13 protein-coding genes and 1 pseudogene are annotated in these 19,635 nt (G+C 72.1%); 8 read left to right on the top strand and 6 right to left on the bottom strand.

Going from position 1 to position 19,635, the window contains the following annotated elements; genetic code table 11:
• A complete protein-coding gene (locus tag AB0M11_RS28285; protein ID WP_365710323.1) occupies positions 1-471 on the bottom strand; it encodes a hypothetical protein in 471 nt (156 codons plus the stop codon).
• A gap of 433 nt (positions 472-904) precedes the next feature.
• Between AB0M11_RS28285 and AB0M11_RS28280 the strand changes: the two genes are divergently transcribed.
• The 5 genes and pseudogenes from AB0M11_RS28280 to AB0M11_RS28260 all read left to right on the top strand — a co-directional run bounded on the left by AB0M11_RS28280 (position 905) and on the right by AB0M11_RS28260 (position 8,828).
• Complete coding sequence (locus AB0M11_RS28280) at positions 905-3,748, top strand: nitrate- and nitrite sensing domain-containing protein (protein ID WP_365710321.1); 2,844 nt, start codon at positions 905-907, stop codon at positions 3,746-3,748.
• A complete protein-coding gene (locus AB0M11_RS28275; protein WP_365710319.1) occupies positions 3,745-4,179 on the top strand; it encodes a roadblock/LC7 domain-containing protein in 435 nt (144 codons plus the stop codon). The genes AB0M11_RS28280 and AB0M11_RS28275 overlap by 4 nt, the downstream gene beginning before the upstream one ends.
• Before the next feature lie 9 nt (positions 4,180-4,188).
• Positions 4,189-4,584, top strand: a complete 396-nt coding sequence (locus tag AB0M11_RS28270; RefSeq protein WP_365710317.1) for a DUF742 domain-containing protein — start codon at positions 4,189-4,191, stop codon at positions 4,582-4,584.
• Positions 4,585-4,608: 24 nt separating this feature from the next.
• Positions 4,609-8,236 (top strand): annotated as a pseudogene (locus tag AB0M11_RS28265) (hydantoinase B/oxoprolinase family protein); the annotation flags it as partial.
• A complete protein-coding gene (locus tag AB0M11_RS28260) occupies positions 8,223-8,828 on the top strand; it encodes an ATP/GTP-binding protein (RefSeq protein WP_365710361.1) in 606 nt (201 codons plus the stop codon). The pseudogene AB0M11_RS28265 and the gene AB0M11_RS28260, both read left to right, overlap by 14 nt.
• 60 nt (positions 8,829-8,888) lie before the next feature.
• On the opposite strand, the gene glpK is transcribed toward AB0M11_RS28260, so the two are convergent.
• The 4 genes from glpK to AB0M11_RS28240 all read right to left on the bottom strand — a co-directional run bounded on the left by glpK (position 8,889) and on the right by AB0M11_RS28240 (position 13,310).
• Complete coding sequence (gene glpK, locus AB0M11_RS28255; protein ID WP_365710315.1) at positions 8,889-10,406, bottom strand: glycerol kinase GlpK; 1,518 nt, start codon at positions 10,404-10,406, stop codon at positions 8,889-8,891.
• 55 nt (positions 10,407-10,461) lie between these two features.
• Complete coding sequence (locus AB0M11_RS28250) at positions 10,462-11,199, bottom strand: MIP/aquaporin family protein (protein WP_365710313.1); 738 nt, start codon at positions 11,197-11,199, stop codon at positions 10,462-10,464.
• Between the two features lie 477 nt (positions 11,200-11,676).
• Positions 11,677-12,867: a lipid-transfer protein gene (locus AB0M11_RS28245; RefSeq protein ID WP_365710311.1), complete on the bottom strand. Its 1,191-nt coding sequence runs from the start codon at positions 12,865-12,867 to the stop codon at positions 11,677-11,679.
• The gene (locus AB0M11_RS28240; protein ID WP_365710309.1) at positions 12,864-13,310 is read right to left on the bottom strand and encodes an OB-fold domain-containing protein; all 447 of its coding nucleotides are present in this window, start codon (positions 13,308-13,310) and stop codon (positions 12,864-12,866) included. Before AB0M11_RS28240 ends, AB0M11_RS28245 begins: the two co-directional genes overlap by 4 nt.
• Before the next feature lie 193 nt (positions 13,311-13,503).
• Between AB0M11_RS28240 and AB0M11_RS28235 the strand changes: the two genes are divergently transcribed.
• Positions 13,504-14,037 (top strand): NUDIX domain-containing protein, encoded by a 534-nt coding sequence (locus tag AB0M11_RS28235; protein ID WP_365710307.1) that lies wholly within the window; start codon positions 13,504-13,506, stop codon positions 14,035-14,037.
• 10 nt (positions 14,038-14,047) lie between these two features.
• On the opposite strand, the gene AB0M11_RS28230 is transcribed toward AB0M11_RS28235, so the two are convergent.
• Entirely contained in the window at positions 14,048-16,408 is a 2,361-nt protein-coding gene (locus AB0M11_RS28230) for a TIM-barrel domain-containing protein (protein WP_365710305.1), read from the bottom strand.
• A 211-nt stretch (positions 16,409-16,619) separates the two neighbouring features.
• On the opposite strand from AB0M11_RS28230, the gene AB0M11_RS28225 reads away from it, so the two are divergent.
• Entirely contained in the window at positions 16,620-18,596 is a 1,977-nt protein-coding gene (locus tag AB0M11_RS28225) for an acetoacetate--CoA ligase (RefSeq protein WP_365710303.1), read from the top strand.
• A 126-nt stretch (positions 18,597-18,722) separates the two neighbouring features.
• Positions 18,723-19,616: a hypothetical protein gene (locus AB0M11_RS28220; RefSeq protein ID WP_365710301.1), complete on the top strand. Its 894-nt coding sequence runs from the start codon at positions 18,723-18,725 to the stop codon at positions 19,614-19,616.
• The last annotated feature ends 19 nt before the right edge of the window (positions 19,617-19,635 follow it).

Raw genomic sequence — 19,635 nt, 5'->3', positions numbered from 1 at the left:
TCAGGGGTGCGTCAGCTGTCCGGCCTGGCCGCCCCGCCGCCGTATCCGCTCCTGCTCGCGCTCGGCGGCCCGCTCCTGCCGCCGGGCCGTGCGCCGCTCGCGGCGGAGCGCGCGGGCCGTGCTGCTCGGTTCCGAGACCACGCCGCCTCGCTGGGCCCACACCTGACGGGTCACCAGGACGTCGACCGCGCTCCAGGTGGCCACCACGGTGCTCGCCACGCTGCTGATCACCATCGGGAACGCCAGCCAGGACTGCGCCATCGTGCAGAAGAACGCCACCATGGCCAGCGTCAGCGTGACGGCGATGATGATCACAGCTCGCACCGCCGACGTCCGCACCGGATCGGGCATCCGGTACCGCTTGGCAGGCTCCTCGACCCACAACGGCCGGTACGGTCTCTGCTGTTGCCGCACTGCCGGGCGCGCCGCCGTACCGTCGTCGGGCGCCAGGCGCCGCTCAGCCGTCCCCATCAACGTGTCACTCCCCACCGCCGGTCAGCTTTCGCACCGGTGTCCGATGACCCCGGCTCCCCAGTGGCTGCCCGGCTTGCGCTGTTTTACGCCGCCCGGGTGTGAGATGCGCCTGCTGTGGCCGAATCCGCACCCGTCACCCTTCTACAAGGACGAACGAACTCGTTCGATGATTCCCCGTCGGGGAAAAATTCCGGCCAACTCATCCTTCGTGCCGATCCCGCCCCACTCGCGTGAAGTCGGCGCGATCACGGTGGCAATCTCCCGCAATGCGCGGACACTTCATCCTTTGCCTCGGCCATCTCCGGCCTCCGTGGCGGAAGTTCACCGCCCGGACTGTTCTTCGAGTTATCCCTGTGACGGTAGTAGGCTCGCGCCGTTTGTTGACGTACACGTGTACCCCCGGCCGTCGGGGGTCAAGCTGGGGGAGGCCATGCGCTTTCGCGGGAAGTCCATCCGCCGGAAGATCGTGGCGCTGCTTCTCGTGCCGCTGGTGTCGCTGACGGCCGTCTGGGGCTTCGCCGCCGTGCTCACGGGACGCGAAGTCACCCGGATGTTCGAGGTGTCGTCGATCGTCGAGGACGTCGGCTACACCACCGATGACGCGGTCCGCGCCCTCCAGCAGGAACGCCGGCAGACGCTGGTCTACCTCGCCGACCCGCGGGCCTCCGACGCGCTCACCGCCCTGAACCGCACCCGTGCCGCCACCGACCGGGCCGTGGCCGAACTCCGCAGGAAAGCGAAGGAACAGCACGTCCGCGACGGCCTGGACGCCGACGACAGCGAACGCCTCACCGCCGAACTCGACGGCCTCGACGGGATCGCACCCCTGCGCCGCAGCGTCGAGCAGGGCACCGTGGACCGCGCCCAGGCCCTCGACCTCTACGACGCCGTCGTGGACCCCTGCTTCACACTGCTCGGCGCCCTCGACGGTGTCGACGACGTCGAGATCGAGAAGCAGGCCCGTGCCCTCGTCAACATCACCCGCGCCCGGGAGTTCGTCTCCCGCGAGGACGCCCTGCTCGGCTCCTCCCTGGTGGTCGGGAAGATCTCCGGCGAGGAGACCCGCCGGATCTCCGACCTCGTCGCCCAGCGCACCCTGCTCTACGACATCAGCCTCCCGCTGCTGCCGTCCGGCGATCGCGACCGCTACGACCGGTTCTGGGGGAGCGCCGCCGCCGCCCCGCTGCTGGCCGCCGAGAAGTCCGTCGTCGGCCGCGGGTCCGGCGTGCCGAACGACGTCAGCGCCAGGAGCTGGGACACCACCGCGGGCAATGTGCTCGGTGAGCTGCGCACCCTCGACGACCAGGTCGGCAGCCGTTTGCGGGACCGCATGCGGCCCGTCGCCGTCGAGGTGATCGTCCAGGCCGCCGTGGTCGGCGTCCTCGGCCTCGTCGCCGTGCTGTTCTCGCTGGTCATGTCGGTCCGGGTCGGCCGCAGTCTCATCCGCGACCTGCGGCTGCTGCGCACGGAGGCGCACGAGGCGTCGGGGGTCCGGCTGCCGAGCGTGATGCGCCGGCTCTCCGCGGGCGAACAGGTCGACGTGGAGACCGAGGTCCCCCGCCTGGAGTACGACAAGAACGAGATCGGCGAGGTCGGGCAGGCCCTCAACACCCTGCAGCGCGCCGCCGTGGAGGCCGCCGTCAAACAGGCCGAGCTGCGCGCCGGCGTCTCCGAGGTCTTCGTCAACCTCGCCCGCCGCAGCCAGGTCCTGCTGCACAAGCAGCTCACCCTGCTCGACACCATGGAGCGCAGGACCGAGGACACCGACGAACTCGCCGACCTCTTCCGCCTCGACCACCTCACCACCCGCATGCGCCGGCACGCGGAAGGCCTGGTCATCCTGTCCGGCGCCGCTCCCTCCCGGCAGTGGCGCCGGCCCGTCCAGCTGATGGACGTGGTGCGCGCCGCCGTGGCCGAGGTCGAGGACTACGAGCGCGTCGAGGTCCGCAGGCTGCCCCGGGTCGCCGTCACCGGCCCGGCCGTCGCCGACCTCACCCACCTCGTGGCCGAACTCCTGGAGAACGCCACGGTGTTCTCGCCGCCGCACACCGCGGTGCAGGTCCTCGGTGAACGCGTCGCCAACGGATTCACCCTGGAGATCCACGACCGGGGTCTGGGCATGGCGGCCGAGGCACTCCTGGACGCCAACCTGCGGCTCGCCGAGACGCCCGAGTTCGAGCTCTCCGACACCGACCGGCTCGGCCTGTTCGTGGTCAGCCGCCTCGCCCAGCGCCAGAACGTCCGCGTCTCGCTCCAGCCGTCCCCGTACGGCGGCACCACCGCCGTCGTCTTCATCCCCGACGTGCTGCTGACCGACGACGTGCCCGACACCAACGGCGTCGGCTTCCGCCTCGACCGCGGCCCCGCGCCCAGGGAGACCGGAGCCGAGCAGAACCGGACCGCCACGCCCGCCCAGGCCCCCGGACAGCGGCTCGGGCTGCCGGCCGCGTTGCTGGACGGCCCGGTCGAGCTGGAGGCACCCGTCGACCTGGACGCTCTGGACGACTTCCCGGGCGCGCTCACCGGGGACGACAGCGAGCGCGGCGGACTGTTCCGCACGGGCCGCTCCCTCGCCCCCGCCGACGGCGCCACCCCGCCCGCCGGTTCCGCACTCCATCAGCCGGCCCGGGAGAGCGCCGACGGCTTCGGGGCCGAGCACCCCGGCGGCCCCGTGCCGCCGCCGGGGCGGCGTACGCCCAAGCTGGTCAGCTCGCACGGCAAGCCCGTCCCCGAGCAGCGGCTGCGTCGCGTCGATCCGGAGGCACGGGACCGGGCGGACCAGGGTGGCCCGGGCGGTCCCGAACCGGGCGGACTCGCCCCGCTGCCCTCCCGCCGTCGCACCGATCCGTCCTCGCGTCGCGCCATCGGCTCGGCCGACCGCGCCGAGGAAAGCACGGCGCCCCGGGCCGGCGGCCCGGACGAACCCTTCGGATCTCCCGCCCTGCCCCGGCGCACCCACCGCTCCGCGACCGCCCAGGGCAGCGGCACCGACGACTCCGCCCCGCTCCTCGGCAGCGCACCTCCGGAGGCCGCGTCCGGCACCCGGCCGCTGCCCAGGCGGGTGCGGCAGGCCAACCTGGCCCCACAGCTGCGACAGGACACCGCATACCCCACCGCGCGCGAGCCGGACCCCGCCGAGCGAGACGCCGACGAGGTTCGCAGCCGCATGGCCTCGCTCCAGCGCGGCTGGCAGCGGGGCCGCGCGGAGAACGCGGCGGGGGACGGATCCCGGAACAGCACAGCACAAGGAACGACAGAGGGGGACGGTCGATGACCGATCCGAAGGCGACCGGCCACACGGCGACGAACAAGGGCGAGCTGAACTGGCTGCTGGACGACTTGGTGGACCGGGTCGCCAGCATCCGCAAGGCCGTCGTGCTCTCCGGCGACGGCTTGCCCACCGGTGTCTCCAAGGACCTCAGCAGAGAGGACAGCGAGCACCTTGCCGCCGTGGCCTCCGGCTTCCACAGCCTGGCCAAGGGCGTGGGCCGCCACTTCGAGGCCGGCAGCGTCCGGCAGACCGTCGTCGAACTCGACGACGCCTTCCTGTTCGTCACGGCCGCCGGCGACGGCAGCTGCCTCGCCGTCCTCTCCGACGCCGACTCCGACGTCGGCCAGGTGGCGTACGAGATGACACTCCTGGTCAAGCGGGTCGGCGTACATCTGGGCTCCGCTCCGCGCACCGATCTGCCCACGGGCGGGTAGTGGGATGACATGAGCGGAGACGGTCAGGGAAGCAGCCACTGGTTCGACGACGAGGCCGGACCGGTCGTCCGCCCGTACGCCATGACACGCGGCCGCACCACCAGTGCGGGCCAGCACCGGCTCGACCTGATCGCGGTGGTCGTCACCGAGCCGCACGTGGACGACCCCGAGGAGGACCGGACGCTGTCCCCGGAGCACGTGGACATCGTCGAGCTCTGCCGCCACGCCCCGCAGTCGGTCGCCGAGCTGGCTTCGGAACTCGACCTGCCCATCGGCGTGGTCCGCGTCCTCATCGGGGACCTGGTCGCCGGGGAACTCGTCCACGTCAACCGGCCGGTACCACCGGCCGAGCTGGTGGACGAGAGTATTCTGCGCGACGTGATCAACGGCCTCCGGGCGCTGTGACCGGCGCGGAAGCGGAGTAGTGACGTGACAGGCTGGCAGTTCTGGGTCGACCGTGGCGGTACGTTCACCGACGTCGTCGCGCGGCGCCCGGACGGCCGCCTGCTCACTCACAAACTGCTCTCCGACAACCCCGCCCGGTACTCCGACGCTGCCGTGGCCGCCGTGCGCGAACTCCTCGCCGGCTCCGAAGACCCCGTCGACGCCGTCCGGATGGGCACCACGGTCGCCACCAACGCCCTTCTCGAACGCAAGGGGGAGCGCACCCTCCTCGTCATCACGCGCGGCTTCCGCGACGCCCTGCGCATCGCCTACCAGAACCGCCCCCGCATCTTCGCCCGCCGCATCGACCTGCCGGAGCTGCTGTACGAACGGGTGGTGGAGGCCGACGAGCGCGTCGCCGCCGACGGCACCGTGCTGCGCGCGCCCGACCTGGAAGCCCTGGCGGCCCCGCTCCGGGCGGCGTACGACGACGGGATCCGCGCCGTCGCCGTCGTCTGCATGCACAGCCACCTCTACCCCGCCCACGAGCGGGCGATCGGCGAGCTGGCCGCATCGACCGGTTTCCCGCAGATCTCGCTGTCCAGCGAGGTCAGCCCGCTGATGAAACTCGTCCCGCGCGGCGACACCGCCGTCGTCGACGCCTACCTGTCGCCCGTGCTGCGCCGCTACGTACGCCAGGTCGCCGACGCGCTCGACGGCGTGCGGCTGATGTTCATGCAGTCCAACGGCGGGCTCGCCGAGGCCGGACAGTTCCGCGGCAAGGACGCCGTCCTCTCCGGACCGGCCGGCGGGATCGTCGGCATGGCCCGGATGTCGCGGCTCGCCGGGTTCGACCGGGTCATCGGCTTCGACATGGGAGGCACCTCCACCGACGTCTCCCATTTCGCGGGCGGCTACGAGCGCGTCTTCACCACGCAGATCGCGGGCGTCCGGCTGCGCGCCCCCATGCTGGACATCCACACCGTCGCCGCGGGCGGCGGCTCGGTGCTGCACTTCGACGGCTCCCGCTACCGCGTCGGCCCGGACTCGGCCGGCGCCGACCCCGGCCCGGCCTGTTACCGGGGCGGCGGACCGCTCGCCGTCACCGACGCCAACGTCATGCTCGGCCGGATCCAGCCGGCCCACTTCCCCCAGGTGTTCGGGCCGGACGGGGACCAGCCGCTGGACGCCGGGCTCGTCCGCGACCGCTTCACCACGCTCGCCCGGGAGATCCATGAGCGGACGGGCGACGACCGCACCCCCGAACAGGTCGCCGAGGGCTACCTCAGCATCGCCGTGGCCAACATCGCGGGTGCCGTGAAGCGGATCTCCGTCCAGAAGGGCCACGACGTCACCCGCTATGCCCTCACCACCTTCGGCGGGGCCGGCGGGCAGCACGCCTGCATGGTCGCCGACTCGCTGGGCATCCGCACCGTCCTGGTGCCGCCCATGGCGGGCGTCCTGTCCGCGCTGGGCATCGGGCTCGCCGACACCACCGCCATGCGCGAGCAGTCGGTCGAGGCCGCCCTGGAGCCCGGCGCCATGGCCGGCATCCGCGAGACCGCCGACGACCTGGAGGCCGCGGCCCGCGGCGAACTCCTCGCCGAGGACGTGCCCGAGGACCGCGTGGAGGTCACGCGCCGCGCCCAGCTCCGCTACGACGGCACCGACACCACCCTCACCGTCGAACTCACCGAACCCGACGCGATGAAACACGCCTTCGAACAACGTCATCGCGCCACGTACTCCTTCACACTCGACCGGCCGGTCGTCGTCGAAGCGCTCTCCGTGGAAGCCACCGGCATCACTCAACCCCCCGATCTCTCCGCCCTCGCCCCGTACGAGGGCACCCCCGCCGCCCCGCGGACCGTCCGCCTCCACACCGGCGGCGCCTGGCGCGACGTGCCCCTCCACCGCCGCGAGGCCCTGCCCCCCGGCGAGTCCGTCACCGGCCCGGCGATCATCACCGAGGCCGGTGCCACGACCGTCGTCGACGACGGCTGGCGGGCCGCGGCGACCGACGACGGGCATCTGGTCATGGAACGCACGACGGTCACGGAGAGTTCCGATCTCGACACGAAAGCCGACCCGGTCCTGCTTGAGGTCTTCAACAACCTCTTCATGTCGATCGCCGAGCAGATGGGCGCCCGCCTGGAGTCGACGGCCCAGTCCGTCAACATCAAGGAACGCCTGGACTTCTCCTGCGCCCTGTTCGACCCGGACGGGAACCTGGTGGCCAACGCCCCGCACATCCCCGTCCACCTGGGATCCATGGGCACCAGCGTCAAAGAGGTCATCCGCCGCCGCGGCAGCTCGATGCGTCCCGGCGACACCTATGCCGTCAACGACCCCTACCACGGCGGCACCCACCTGCCCGACGTCACCGTGATCACCCCGGTCTTCGCCACGCAGGGTGACCGGATCCTCTTCTACGTCGCCTCCCGCGGGCACCACGCCGAGATCGGCGGCATCGCGCCGGGCTCGATGCCGGCGAACAGCCGCACCATCGACGAGGAGGGCGTCCTCTTCGACAACTGGCTGCTCGCCGAGAACGGCCGTTTCCGGGAGGCCGAGACGCAAAGGCTGCTGGCCGGGGCCCGCTATCCCTCCCGCAACATCCCGACCAACCTCGCCGACCTGCGCGCCCAGATCGCCGCCAACCACAAAGGCGTCGACGAGGTCGGCGGCATGATCGAGGAGTTCGGCCTCGACGTCGTCCAGGCCTACATGCGGCACGTCCAGGACAACGCGGAGGAAGCGGTGCGCCGGGTCATCGACGTCCTCGACGACGGCGCGTACGCCTACGAGACCGACTCCGGCGCCGTCATCCGGGTACGCGTGCGCGTGGACCGCGACAGGCGGCGCGCCACCATCGACTTCACTGGCACCTCCGCCCAGCTCGCCACCAACTTCAACGCCCCGTTCGCCGTCGTCAACGCGGCCGTGCTCTACGTCTTCCGCACCCTCGTCGCCGACGACATCCCGCTCAACGACGGCTGTCTGCGCCCCCTCGACATCGTCGTACCGCCCGGTTCGATGCTGGCACCTGAACCCCCGGCCGCCGTCGTCGCGGGCAACGTCGAGACCTCCCAGGCCATCACCGGCGCCCTCTACGCGGCGCTCGGCGTCCAGGCCGAGGGCTCCGGGACCATGAACAACGTCACATTCGGCAACGAACGCCACCAGTACTACGAGACCGTCGCCTCCGGATCCGGTGCCGGTGACGGCTTCCACGGCGCGAGCGTCGTCCAGACCCACATGACCAACTCCCGGCTCACCGACCCGGAGGTACTGGAGTGGCGGCTGCCCGTCCGCCTCGACGAGTTCGCCGTGCGGCCGGGCAGCGGCGGCGCGGGCCGCTGGCACGGTGGGGACGGTGCGGTCCGCCGCGTCCGCTTCCTCGAACCGATGGCCGTCTCCACCCTCTCCCAGCATCGCCGCGTGCCGCCGTACGGCATGGCCGGGGGCGAGCCCGGCGCGCTCGGTGCCAACCGGGTGGAGCGGGCCGACGGCACGGTCACCGAACTCCGCGGCAGCGATGCCGCGGCCGTCGGCCCCGACGACGTGCTCGTCATCGAAACCCCGGGTGGCGGCGGATACGGCCGCCCGTCGTCCGGCACCACCATCACCTCAACGACCCCATCAAGCAGGAGAAAACGATGATCTTCGGGCGATCCGAGCGTGGCAAGCCCCCGGTCGAGCCCGTCACGCTCAAGATCCTCGTGGCCGGCGGCTTCGGCGTGGGCAAGACGACCCTGGTCGGCGCGGTCAGCGAGATCAGGCCCCTGCGCACCGAGGAGCTGCTCACCGAGGCGGGGCGGCCGGTCGACGACACCTCCGGCGTCGAGGGCAAGCGCACCACCACCGTCGCCATGGACTTCGGCCGCATCACCCTGCGCGACGACCTGGTCCTGTACCTGTTCGGCACGCCCGGCCAGGAGCGGTTCTGGTTCATGTGGGACGAGCTGGCCGAGGGCGCGCTGGGTGCGGTCGTGCTCGCCGACACGCGCCGCCTGGAGGACTGCTTCGCCGCCGTCGACTACTTCGAGCGGCGGTCGATACCCTTCCTCGTCGGCGTCAACTGCTTCGCGGACGCGGCCCGTTACCCGGTGGAGTCGGTGCGTCAGGCCCTCGACCTCGACCCGGACGTACCGGTCGTGCTCTGCGACGCCCGGGACCGCGAGTCGGTCAAGGACGTGCTCATCGGCGTCGTCCGGCACGCGATGGCGTACGCGGCGGGCCATCGGCAGGCCGTCACCACCTGAACGGCGGCGGCACGGCCCGTACCCCCGCCGACCGGGGTACGGGCCGTGGTCACGGGGCGGTCATTCGCCGTCCGTCAGCCAGCCGAAGCTCTTCTCCACCGCCTTGCGCCAGCTCGCGTACTCCCGCTCACGCACCGACGCCGCCATCGCGGGCGTCCACTCCGCGTCCTTGCGCCAGTGCGACTTGAGCTCGTCCAGGTCGTTCCACACGCCGGTGGCCAGGCCGGCCGCGTAGGCGGCGCCCAGGCAGGTCGTCTCGGCGACCCTGGGCCGGATGACCGGCACCCCGAGGACATCGGCCTGGTGCTGCATCAGGAGGTTGTTGCCGGTCATGCCGCCGTCCACCTTCAGGGTGGTGATCTGCACACCGGAGTCCTGGAGCATGGCGTCCACGACCTCCCGCGTCTGCCAGCTCGTCGCCTCCAGCACCGCGCGGGCGAGGTGCGCCTTGGTGACGTAGCGGGTGAGCCCGGTGACGACCCCGCGCGCGTCCGCACGCCAGTAGGGCGCGAACAGGCCGGAGAAGGCGGGCACGATGTAGGCACCGCCGTTGTCGTCGACGCTCGCCGCGAGCGGCTCGATCTCGTCGGCGGTGCGGATGATGCCGAGCTGGTCGCGGAACCACTGGACGAGCGCGCCGGTGATCGCGATCGAACCCTCCAGGCAGTACACCGGCGCCTCGTCGCCGATCTTGTAGCCCATCGTCGTCAGCAGCCCGCTCTTGGACGGCACCGGCCGGTTGCCGGTGTTGAGCAGGAGGAAGCTGCCCGTCCCGTAGGTGTTCTTCGCCGTGCCGACGTCGTAGCAGGCCTGCCCGAAGACCGCCGCCTGCTGGTCGCCCAGCGCGGACGCCACCGGCACCCCGGCGAGCTGGCCGACGGCGGTGCCGTACACCTCGGCGGAGGACCTGATCTCGGGCAGGACCGACGCGGGGACGTTCATCGCGGCGAGGATGGCGGGATCCCACTGGAGGGTTTCCAGGTTCATCAGCATGGTGCGCCCGGCGTTGGTGACGTCGGTGACGTGCCGGCCGCCGTCCGGGCCGCCGGTGAGGTTCCAGATCAGCCAGGAGTCGATGGTTCCGAAGGCGATCTCGCCGCGCTCGGCCCGGTCCCGCAGTCCGGGCACGTTGTCCAGCAGCCAGGCTGCCTTGGGGCCGGAGAAGTAGCTGGCCAGGGGCAGTCCGGTCTGCTCGCGGAAGCGGTCCTGGCCGTCGCTGCCGCCCAGTTCACGGCACAGGGCCGCGGTGCGGGTGTCCTGCCAGACGATCGCGTTGTGCACCGGCTTGCCGGTGGCACGGTCCCAGAGCACGGTCGTCTCGCGCTGGTTGGTGATGCCCAGCGCGCTCAACTGGTCCGGCCGCAGGCCCGCGTTGGCGAGCGCCCCGGCCACCACGGCCTGCACCTTGGACCAGATCTCGGTGGCGTCGTGCTCCACCCAGCCCGGTTTGGGGAAGATCTGCCGGTGCTCACGCTGGTCGACGGCGACGATCGCGCCACCGTGGTCGAAGATGATGCAGCGGCTCGACGTGGTGCCCTGGTCGATCGCGGCGACGTACGTCTCGGCGGTGTCCGTCATGGCTGCCCCTTGGTCGCTGGGTCGAAAGGCTGCGTGGGTGGGAGGGCCGCGCGGGTCAGAAGGCCACGTTGTAGATGAGGCCCGCGAGAGCCCCGCCGATCAGGGGCCCGACGACCGGGATCCAGGCGTACCCCCAGTCCGACGTGCCCTTGTTGGGGATCGGCAGGAACGTGTGCACGATCCGGGGGCCGAGGTCGCGCGTAGGGTTGATGGCGTAACCGGTGGGGCCGCCGAGCGACAGCCCGATGCCGACGACGAGCAGGGAGACGATCAGCACGGTCGTGCCGGACTCGCCGAGCCCCTTGGTCAGTCCGAACGCGAGGATCGGCAGGACGAGCGCGATCGTCGCGATGATCTCGGTGACCAGGTTGGCGACCGGGTTCCGGATCTCCGGGATCGTGGAGAAGATGCCGAGCGTCTCGGTCGGCTCCTCTCCGGACTCCTCGTCGCGCACGTTGGCCTGGAACTGGGCCAGATAGACCAGGTAGGTCAGCGCGGCCCCGAGCACCGCACCGACGAACTGCCCGAGCAGGTACACCCACACCTTGCCCCACACGCCGGTGTCCACGGCGATGCCGAGGGTGACGGCGGGGTTCAGCTGCCCGCCGGAGAGCGGAGCGGCGGTGTAGGCGCCGGCGAGGACGCCGAATCCCCAGCCGAACGCGATCACCACCCACCCCGCCGCCCGGGCCTTGGAGTGTCTGAGGGTGACCGCGGCGCACACCCCGGCACCGAACAGGATCAGGATGGCCGTACCGATGACTTCGCCGACGAAGATGTCTCCGTTGCTCATGGCGGCTCCTAGGGCGCTGGCCGGGGGCATCGACCCCGGCGCATTGAGCAGGAACGGTTCCCTTGGCGACGTCAGCCGAAGGCAGGGTAGGTCCCGCGCCCCGCCCGGCGTCCGTGACGAGCGTGCCGTGGCAGCCGAATCGCCCAGGGGAAAACGGGCCGTGAGACATGAGCAGCCCACGGCGGGGTGTCTGAATGCGCCGAGAATGTACGGCGATGTCGACCGACACCGGAAGTTTTCACCGGCACCCAGGGGGCGTCAAGGTCGACGACGGCAACGATGACAGTCAACCCGTCGGCGGACAGCTGTCACGGCTCCGCCACCGCGCACCCGTTGCTGTGCGGCGGCAGCAGTGCCTCCTTGCGGGCCGCGGAGCGGAGGATCGGCACGGCGAGTCCGCCGTCGAGTTCGGGATTACGGCGGGCCCGTTCCGGGGGTCACTCAGGGTATGAGCCCCGCGCTCTCCGACCCGTGATCTCAGCGCACCGCTATCACGGACGAGCCGTGCCCGAACAGTCCCTGGTTGGCCGTGATCCCCACGCGCGCGTGCGCCACCTGCCGGTCGCCCGCGGCCTCCCGCAACTGCCAGGTCAGCTCGCAGACCTGGGCGATCGCCTGAGCCGGCACGGCCTCCCCGAAGGACGCGAGCCCGCCGCTGGAGTTGACGGGGATCCGCCCGCCCGGGGCCGTCGCGCCCTCGTGCAGCAGTTTCGCCGCCTCGCCCGCACCGCACAGCCCGAGGTCCTCGTACCACTGCAGCTCCAGCGCGGTGGACAGGTCGTACACCTCGGCGAGCGACAACTCCTCGGGGCCGATGCCCGCCTCGTCGTAGGCGGCGCGTGCGATCGACGCGCGGAAGGACTCCGCCGGCGGCTCCACCGCCGCCGCGGAGTCGGTGGCGATGTCCGGCAGATCCAGCACCGTGCTCGGATAGCGGGGTGTGACGGTGGACACCGCGCGGATCCGTACCGGCCGAGGCGCCCCGTGCCGGCGCGCGAACTCCACACTGGACAGCACCAGCGCCGCCCCGCCGTCCGAGGTGGCGCAGATGTCCAGCAGCCGCAGCGGGTCCGCGACCACCCGGGACGCGGCGACCTCTTCGGCGGTGACCCGTACGCGGTAGCGGGCGTACGGATTGAGCGCCCCCATGGCCGCGTTCTTCACCTTGACCAGCGCGAAGTCCTCGGGGGTGTCTCCGAACTCCGCCATCCGGCGGCGCGCGTACAGCCCGAAGTACGTCGGGTTCGTCGCCCCCAGCAGCCGGAAGCGCAGCCAGTCGGGATCGTCCGGCCGGTCCCCTCCGGCGGGTCGGAAGAAGCCCTTGGGCGCCGCGTCCGCACCGACCACGAGCACCACGTCCGCGAGGCCGGCCAGGATCTGTGCCCGCGCCGCGGCGATCGCCTGGGCCCCGGACGCGCACGCGGCGTACACGCTCGTGACCCGGGCGCCCTGCCAGCCCAGCGCCTTGGCGAAGGTGGCGCCCGCCACGTAGCCGGGATACCCGCCACGCACCGTGTCCGCGCCCACGATCGAGCCGATGTCCCGCCATGCGAGTCCGGCGTCCGCGAGCGCCGCGCGAGCCGCCGCCGTCCCGTACTCGGCGAAGCCGCGCCCCCACTTGCCCCAGGGGTGCATGCCCACACCGAGCACCGCCACGTCCGCCGTCATGCCGCGACTCCCGTCGGCCGCCAGTGCCAGGTCGTCCAGGTCGTCCGGGCGTCCTCGCCGAGCACTCCGGGGACGACCTCGACCTCCATGCCCACCGCCAGGTCCGCGGCGGTGATGCCGGGAACCGCCTGTCCCAGCACCACGATGCGCTCGGACTCCAGCTCCACAGCGATCAACGCATACGGCTCCCACGGAAGTTCCGGGTCGCTCACATAGGGTGACGGCGGACGGTACCTGCTGTCGGTGTACGACCAGATCCGTCCGCGCCGGGAGAGCGGGACCTCCTCCAGGTCGCCGCCCGCGCACCCGGGGTTGCGGCAGTGCACGTCCTCACGCGGGAAGAAGACCGCGGCGCAGGCCGCGCAGCGGGTCCCCAGCAGCCGGAAGCCGTCCCCCTCGCCGGTGAACCAGCCGGCGACGGTCGGCGTGCGTGTACGTGACAAAGCTCCTCCAGCCCAGCAGATCTGACGGAACGTCAGAAGTGTGCCACGGGTCGCCCGAGTTGGGCAGGCCGCGTCGGCGGGCCGCACTGCCCGGCCCGTTCCCGCGTCGGGTCGCCGGATGTCGGTTCACTTCCGGAACGGGGCGCTCCGTTGCCGGTAAGACGTCGTTCTCCTGATCGGATAAAGTCCGCGCGTGTCCGAAAATCAGCATCCACCTGCCAACTCCGCACCCGGCTCGCACTGTTCGAGCTGCGGAGCGGCCTACGGAGAGGGAATCTCCGGCTGGCCCCGCACCTGCCCGGCCTGCGGCCAGGCCGCCTACCGCAACCCGCTGCCGGTGGCGATCGCCCTCCAGCCCGTCTACGACACGAAGGGCACCGCCCTGGTCGTCATCACCCGCACCGTGGCTCCCGCTCGCGGAGGCACCGCACTGCCGGGCGGTTACGTGGACGACCGCGAGGACTGGCGGCACGCCGTCGTCCGTGAGCTCAAGGAGGAGACGGGCATCGAGGCGGCCGCCCGCGACGTACGGCTCGTCGACGCCATGAGCTCACCCGACGGGCACCTGTTGCTGTTCGGACTCCTCCCGGAACGCCCCGCCGAAGGCCTCCCGCCGTCGGCGGCGACCGACGAGACAGAGGGCTGGCACCTGCTGCGCCGCCCCGATGAGCTCGCCTTCCCGTTGCACAGCCTCGCCGTACGCGCGTGGTTCGAAGGCCGCTACTGAGCCCTCCGGCTCAGCCCAGCCCCCGGACCCGGACAGGGCAGGACGGCTCGCGCACGCCGGTCTCGTCCTCGCGCCGGACGACGACCCGCGGGCCCTCCCAGCGGGCCACGTATCGCTCCACCTCCGGCTCGTCCCAGCCGTCGCCCGCGTCCACCGCCACCAGCCCGCTCCCGGCCCGCCCCCGAGCGGGCGCCCACACCTCCAGCAGCGTCCCGCCGTCCTGGTCCCGCACGGGCAGGACGGCACCCGCGCGTGCCAGCACCGGGATCCGCGACAGCGGGGCGTCGACGAGCACCTGCCCCGGCCCCTCGTACGCCTGCTCGGTCACCGTGTCGTACCAGCGCCCACGGGGCAGCTGCACCGCACGCCGGTCGGCACCCGGATCCAGCACCGGAGCCACCAGCAGAGCATCGCCCAGCAGGAACGCGTCCTCGCAGTCGCGCAGCGCCCGGTCCTCCGGGGCACCCCACCACACCGGCCGCACGTACGGCGCTCCGGTCCGCCGCGCCAGCTGCGCCAGCGTCACGAAGTACGGCAGCAGACGCCGCCGTTCGAGCAGGGCCACGCGCGCGTGCTCCAGCACCTCGGCGCCGAACTCCCACGGCTCCCGGCGCCCGGCCCGCATGCTCGCGTGCGTACGGAACAGCGGCAGGTACGCGCCCAGCTGGAACCAGCGCAGAAAAAGCTCCGGCGACGGACTCCCGTCATAACCGCCCACGTCCGGCCCCGAGTACGGCACCCCGCACAGCCCCAGCCCCAGCACCAGCGACAGCGACGCGCGCAGCCCCGGCCAGCCGGTGGCCACGTCACCGGACCACGCGCCCCCGTAGCGCTGCATGCCGGCCCACCCCGAGCGGGAGAACAGGAAGGGCCGCTCCTTCGGCGCGAGGTCGCGCAGCCCCTCGTAGGCCGCCCGCGCCATACAGAGCGCGTAGACGTTGTGCGCCTCCCGGTGGTCGCCGCCGCGCCCCTCCAAGGAGTGCAGGGCCGAGCGCGGCAGCGTGGACTCGCCGAAGGCGCTGAAGGACGTCGGCTCGTTCATGTCGTGCCAGAACCCGGCGAAACCCATGGCGAGCCGCTCCTCGTACAGTCCGCCCCACCACGAGCGCACGCGCGCGTCCGTGAAGTCGGGAAAGACCGTCTCCCCGGGCCACACCACCCCCTCCACCGTCCGCCCCGAGGCGTCACGGACGAAGGCGTCGACCGCCGTCCCGCTGTCGTGGACCGCGTTGCCCGGCTCGGCCTTCACCGCCGGATCGACGATCGACACCAGCCGGATCCCGTCCCGCCGCAACTCCTCCGCCAGCGCCGGCAGCTTCGGGAAGCGCTCGTGATCGACGGTGAACACCTGGTGGGCGTCGTAGTGGTCGATGTCGAGGTGGACGGCGTCCAGCGGCAGCCCGCGCTCCTGGTAACCGGCGACGATCCGCCGCACCTCCTGCTCGCTGCCGAACCCCCAGCGCGCATGGTGATGGCCGAGCGCCCACGCCGGCGGCAGCGCGGGCGCACCCGTGAGCGAGGCCCACGTGTGCAGCACACGCGCGGGGGTGCCCACCATCACCCAGCAGCGCAGCGGACCGCCGTCCATCCGCAGCTCACAGCGCCCCGCCCGGTCATGCCCGGAACCGGCGCCCTCCTCGCCCTCCAGGAGCGTCACCGTCCCGTCCCAGGAACTGTCGTGGAACACCAGATGCGCCGCCGCGTCCGCCACCACCAGCTGGACCGGCATGGTGAGGTACAGCGGATCGTCACCGGGCCCGAAGGGACGGCCCGGATCGGTGTTCCACAGCCGGTACGTGCCGTCCCGCAGCCGCGGCCCCGAGGCACGCCCGCCAAGCCCGAAGAACCGCGCGTCCGCGGCCACCTCCGACCGCTGCACCCACCGCGCCGGACCCCCACCCACCGGCTCCCACCAGCGCGGCGGCAGATCCCGCCGCAGCATCACGCCACCAGGCGTGCAGACCTCCACCGCCCCGTGCCGCGACACGCTGACCGTCACCCGCTCCGCGACGACCCGCCAGCCGCCGTCCGTGTCCGGCTCCAGCACCGCCCGCGGATCCGGCTCCGGGCAGCGCCCCGCGAGGGCGTACGACGGCTCCGGACCGGCCCCGTCCCAGCCCCAGAAGACGGCCCCGTTCACGGCGACCGTGATCCGCAGCTCGGACCGGCTGAACCGGATCACCCCGCCGCCCGGCCCCGGCTCCGCGTCCCGCACCGGTCCCGGCACCCGCGCCCGCTCAGCGCCCCGCGCGGGCAGCCCGGCGGCATCGATCCGCCGCCTGCGCCACGCCGCCCGTACGGTACGCAACCCCTGAGCCGCCTTGCTCGAACCGACCACTCTTACCGAACGCACCAGGCCACGACCGTCCATGCTGCTCACCCTGCCACTCAGCGCTCCACATGCGCGTGCCGTTCAACTGCCGTTCACCCGTGCCGGGACCACATCGTCACGACACGGACTATGTGGAGCGCGCCCTGGTGTAGAAGTCGATCACATGGCATCGTCCCTGTCAGCCGCGTCACGCGCACACCCCAGCCTGTGCGCGGCCCACGCACACGCGCAGAAGCCCGGGAGCCGCCCCATGTCGACCGCGAACCCCCAGCCGCTCTGGCAGCCCGATCCGCAGCGGATCGCCCAGGCACGCGTCACCAGGTTCCAGTCCTGGGCGGCGCAACACCACGGAGCCCCCGCCGACGGCGGCTACCCGGCACTGCACCACTGGTCCCTGGACAACCTCGACACCTTCTGGAAGGCCGTCACCGACTTTTTCGACGTGCGGTTCTCCACGCCCTACGCGCGCGTGCTCGGCGACCGCTCCATGCCCGGCGCCGAGTGGTTCCCCGGCGCCCGGCTGAACTACGCCGAACACGCCCTGCGCGCCGCCGCGACCCGCGCGGACGAGCCCGCTCTCCTGCACGTCGACGAGACCCACGAACCCCGCCCGGTCACCTGGGCGGAGCTGCGCCGCCAGGTGGGCTCCCTGGCCGCCGAACTCCGCGGCCTCGGCGTCCGCCCCGGTGACCGCGTCAGCGGCTACCTCCCGAACGTCCCGCAGGCCGTCGTCGCCCTCCTCGCCACCGCGGCCGTGGGCGCCGTCTGGACCTCCTGCGCCCCCGACTTCGGCGCCCGCAGCGTCCTGGACCGCTTCCAGCAGGTCGAACCCGTCGTCCTGTTCACCGTGGACGGCTACCGCTACGGCGGCAAGGAACACGACCGCCGCGAGATCGTCGCCGAACTCCGCCGCGAACTGCCCACCCTGCGCGCCGTCGTGCACATCCCGCTGCTCGGCACCCCGGCTCCCGAGGGCGCCCTGGAGTGGTCGGCGCTCACCTCGGCCGACACCGAACCCGAGTTCGAACAGGTCCCCTTCGACCACCCGCTCTGGGTGCTGTACTCCTCCGGCACCACCGGCCTGCCCAAGGCCATCGTCCAGTCCCAGGGCGGCATCCTGGTCGAACACCTCAAACAGCTCGGACTGCACTGCGACCTGGGCCCCGAGGACCGCTTCTTCTGGTACACCTCGACCGGCTGGATGATGTGGAACTTCCTCGTCTCCGGCCTGCTCACCGGCACCACGATCGTCCTGTACGACGGCAGCCCCGGCTATCCCGACACCGGCGCCCAGTGGCGCGTCGCCGAACGCACCGGAGCCACCCTCTACGGCACGTCCGCCGCCTACGTGATGGCCTGCCGCAAGGCCGGCGTGCACCCCGCCCGGGACCACGACCTCTCCCGGGTGAAGTGCGTCGCCACCACCGGCTCCCCGCTGCCCCCCGACGGCTTCCGCTGGCTGCACGACGAGTTCGCGGACAGCGGGGCCGACCTCTGGATCGCCTCCGTCAGCGGCGGCACCGACGTGTGCTCCTGCTTCGCGGGCGCCGTACCCACACTCCCCGTGTACACCGGCGAACTGCAGGCGCCCGGCCTCGGCACCGACCTCCAGGCCTGGGACCCGGCCGGAAACCCCGTCATCGACGAAGTGGGCGAACTGGTCGTCACCAAACCCATGCCCTCCATGCCGATCCGCTTCTGGAACGACCCCGACGGCAGCCGCTACCACGAGAGCTACTTCGACACCTACCCCGGCGTGTGGCGCCACGGCGACTGGATCACCGTCACCGCACGAGGCTCGGTGATCATCCACGGTCGCTCCGACTCCACGCTCAACCGCCAGGGCGTTCGGATGGGCTCGGCGGACATCTACGAGGTCGTCGAGCGCCTCCCGGAGATCAGGGAGTCCCTCGTGATCGGCGTCGAGCAGCCCGACGGGGGCTACTGGATGCCCCTCTTCGTCCACCTGGCACCGGGCGCGGTACTCGACGAGGCCCTGCTGAACCGCGTCCGGCAGGCCATCCGCGAACAGCTCTCGCCCCGGCACGTCCCCGACGAGATCATCGAGGTCCCCGGCGTCCCGCACACCCTCACCGGCAAACGCATCGAGGTCCCGGTCAAACGCCTGCTCCAGGGCGCGCCTCTGGAGAAGGCGGTCAACCCCGGCTCCATCGACAACCTCGACCTGCTGAGCTACTTCGAGGACCTGGCCCGCAAGCGCGCCTGACCCTCCCTGGCTCCGTCAGCTGCGGAATCCAGCGCCGTCAGGTCCGCGACCGGGTTCCGCGGCACGCATTGTCAGTGGTGCCGGTTACTGTGAGTGAGCATTGATCGACCGCACACAGGGGGAACCATGGCGCACACCGACCACCGGACCATGCGACGCGTCCTGCGCCGCGAGATCGCCGGCACCATCGGCCTGCTGACCGACGAACACGACTTCAGCGCCATGCGGCGCTACCGCACCTTCACCTTCGACGACCACCTCACCTACCTCCGCCAGATCGAATCCCTCCTCAGGACCCGCGCCGCCGAGGGCACCCACACCACCCTCGCCCTCTTCGACCCGGAGGAATTCGCCGAGTTCTGCACCGCCGCCGGACTCGACCCGGACAACCCGGCCAGCCGCACCCGCTTCACCGCCGAACTCGCGGCCACCGGCGCCACCGTCCCCTACGACGGCCGCCCCCTCACCGACCTGGTCCCCGCCCTCGTCGACGAGGCGGTACGCCAGGCCACCTGGGAGTACGCCAGCACGCTCCTCGCCCGCCTCGGCCCTTGCCCCACCTGCGGCGAGGACGTCGGACGCGCCGCCTTCGCCCGCGCCAACCACCTCCTGAGCCGCATCCTCGACACCGCCCCCGCGGGCAACCGGCACCTCGTCTGCAGCGTCTCCGGACCACCCGAAACCCTCGTCGCCGTCCTGCACGCTGACCAGAACAGCGAGGGCACCACCCACCTCGACGAGGCCGAAGCCCTCGAGTTCACCAGCGTCCTCGCCCTCGGTCTCGCCACGGACAGCCCCGGCGGGCTCGTCATGCGCACCAGCGCCCCCGGCACCCCCGACCGGGTCTACGGCTGGCGACTGCGCGGCAACACCCTCCTCCCCCTCACCGCCGGCGAGGTCTTCGACGCCTACTGCACCGACATCGAATCCGGAGACCTCATCTCTCCGGAATCGGACGTCGACTACTGCGCTCCGCCGGACCTCGGCGACCAGGAGGCGACCCCGGGCCACCACCACTGAAAACACCAGGGGCGCGCCA

It is taken from the genome of Streptomyces sp. NPDC051987 (assembly GCF_040680735.1).
GTDB lineage: Bacteria > Actinomycetota > Actinomycetes > Streptomycetales > Streptomycetaceae > Streptomyces.
Note: the sequence above shows the minus strand (reverse complement) of the source record. Positions and strands in the feature narration are given on the sequence as shown.

Excerpts from the sequence above, each read along its gene's own strand:
- AB0M11_RS28285 (WP_365710323.1), bottom strand. The coding sequence starts at position 471 with ATGGGGACGGCTGAGCGGCGCCTGGCGCCCGACGACGGTACGGCGGCG.
- AB0M11_RS28280 (WP_365710321.1), top strand. The coding sequence starts at position 905 with ATGCGCTTTCGCGGGAAGTCCATCCGCCGGAAGATCGTGGCGCTGCTT.
- AB0M11_RS28275 (WP_365710319.1), top strand. The coding sequence starts at position 3,745 with ATGACCGATCCGAAGGCGACCGGCCACACGGCGACGAACAAGGGCGAG.
- AB0M11_RS28270 (WP_365710317.1), top strand. The coding sequence starts at position 4,189 with ATGAGCGGAGACGGTCAGGGAAGCAGCCACTGGTTCGACGACGAGGCC.
- AB0M11_RS28260 (WP_365710361.1), top strand. The coding sequence starts at position 8,223 with ATGATCTTCGGGCGATCCGAGCGTGGCAAGCCCCCGGTCGAGCCCGTC.
- glpK (WP_365710315.1), bottom strand. The coding sequence starts at position 10,406 with ATGACGGACACCGCCGAGACGTACGTCGCCGCGATCGACCAGGGCACC.
- AB0M11_RS28250 (WP_365710313.1), bottom strand. The coding sequence starts at position 11,199 with ATGAGCAACGGAGACATCTTCGTCGGCGAAGTCATCGGTACGGCCATC.
- AB0M11_RS28245 (WP_365710311.1), bottom strand. The coding sequence starts at position 12,867 with ATGACGGCGGACGTGGCGGTGCTCGGTGTGGGCATGCACCCCTGGGGC.
- AB0M11_RS28230 (WP_365710305.1), bottom strand. The coding sequence starts at position 16,408 with ATGGACGGTCGTGGCCTGGTGCGTTCGGTAAGAGTGGTCGGTTCGAGC.
- AB0M11_RS28225 (WP_365710303.1), top strand. The coding sequence starts at position 16,620 with ATGTCGACCGCGAACCCCCAGCCGCTCTGGCAGCCCGATCCGCAGCGG.
- AB0M11_RS28220 (WP_365710301.1), top strand. The coding sequence starts at position 18,723 with ATGGCGCACACCGACCACCGGACCATGCGACGCGTCCTGCGCCGCGAG.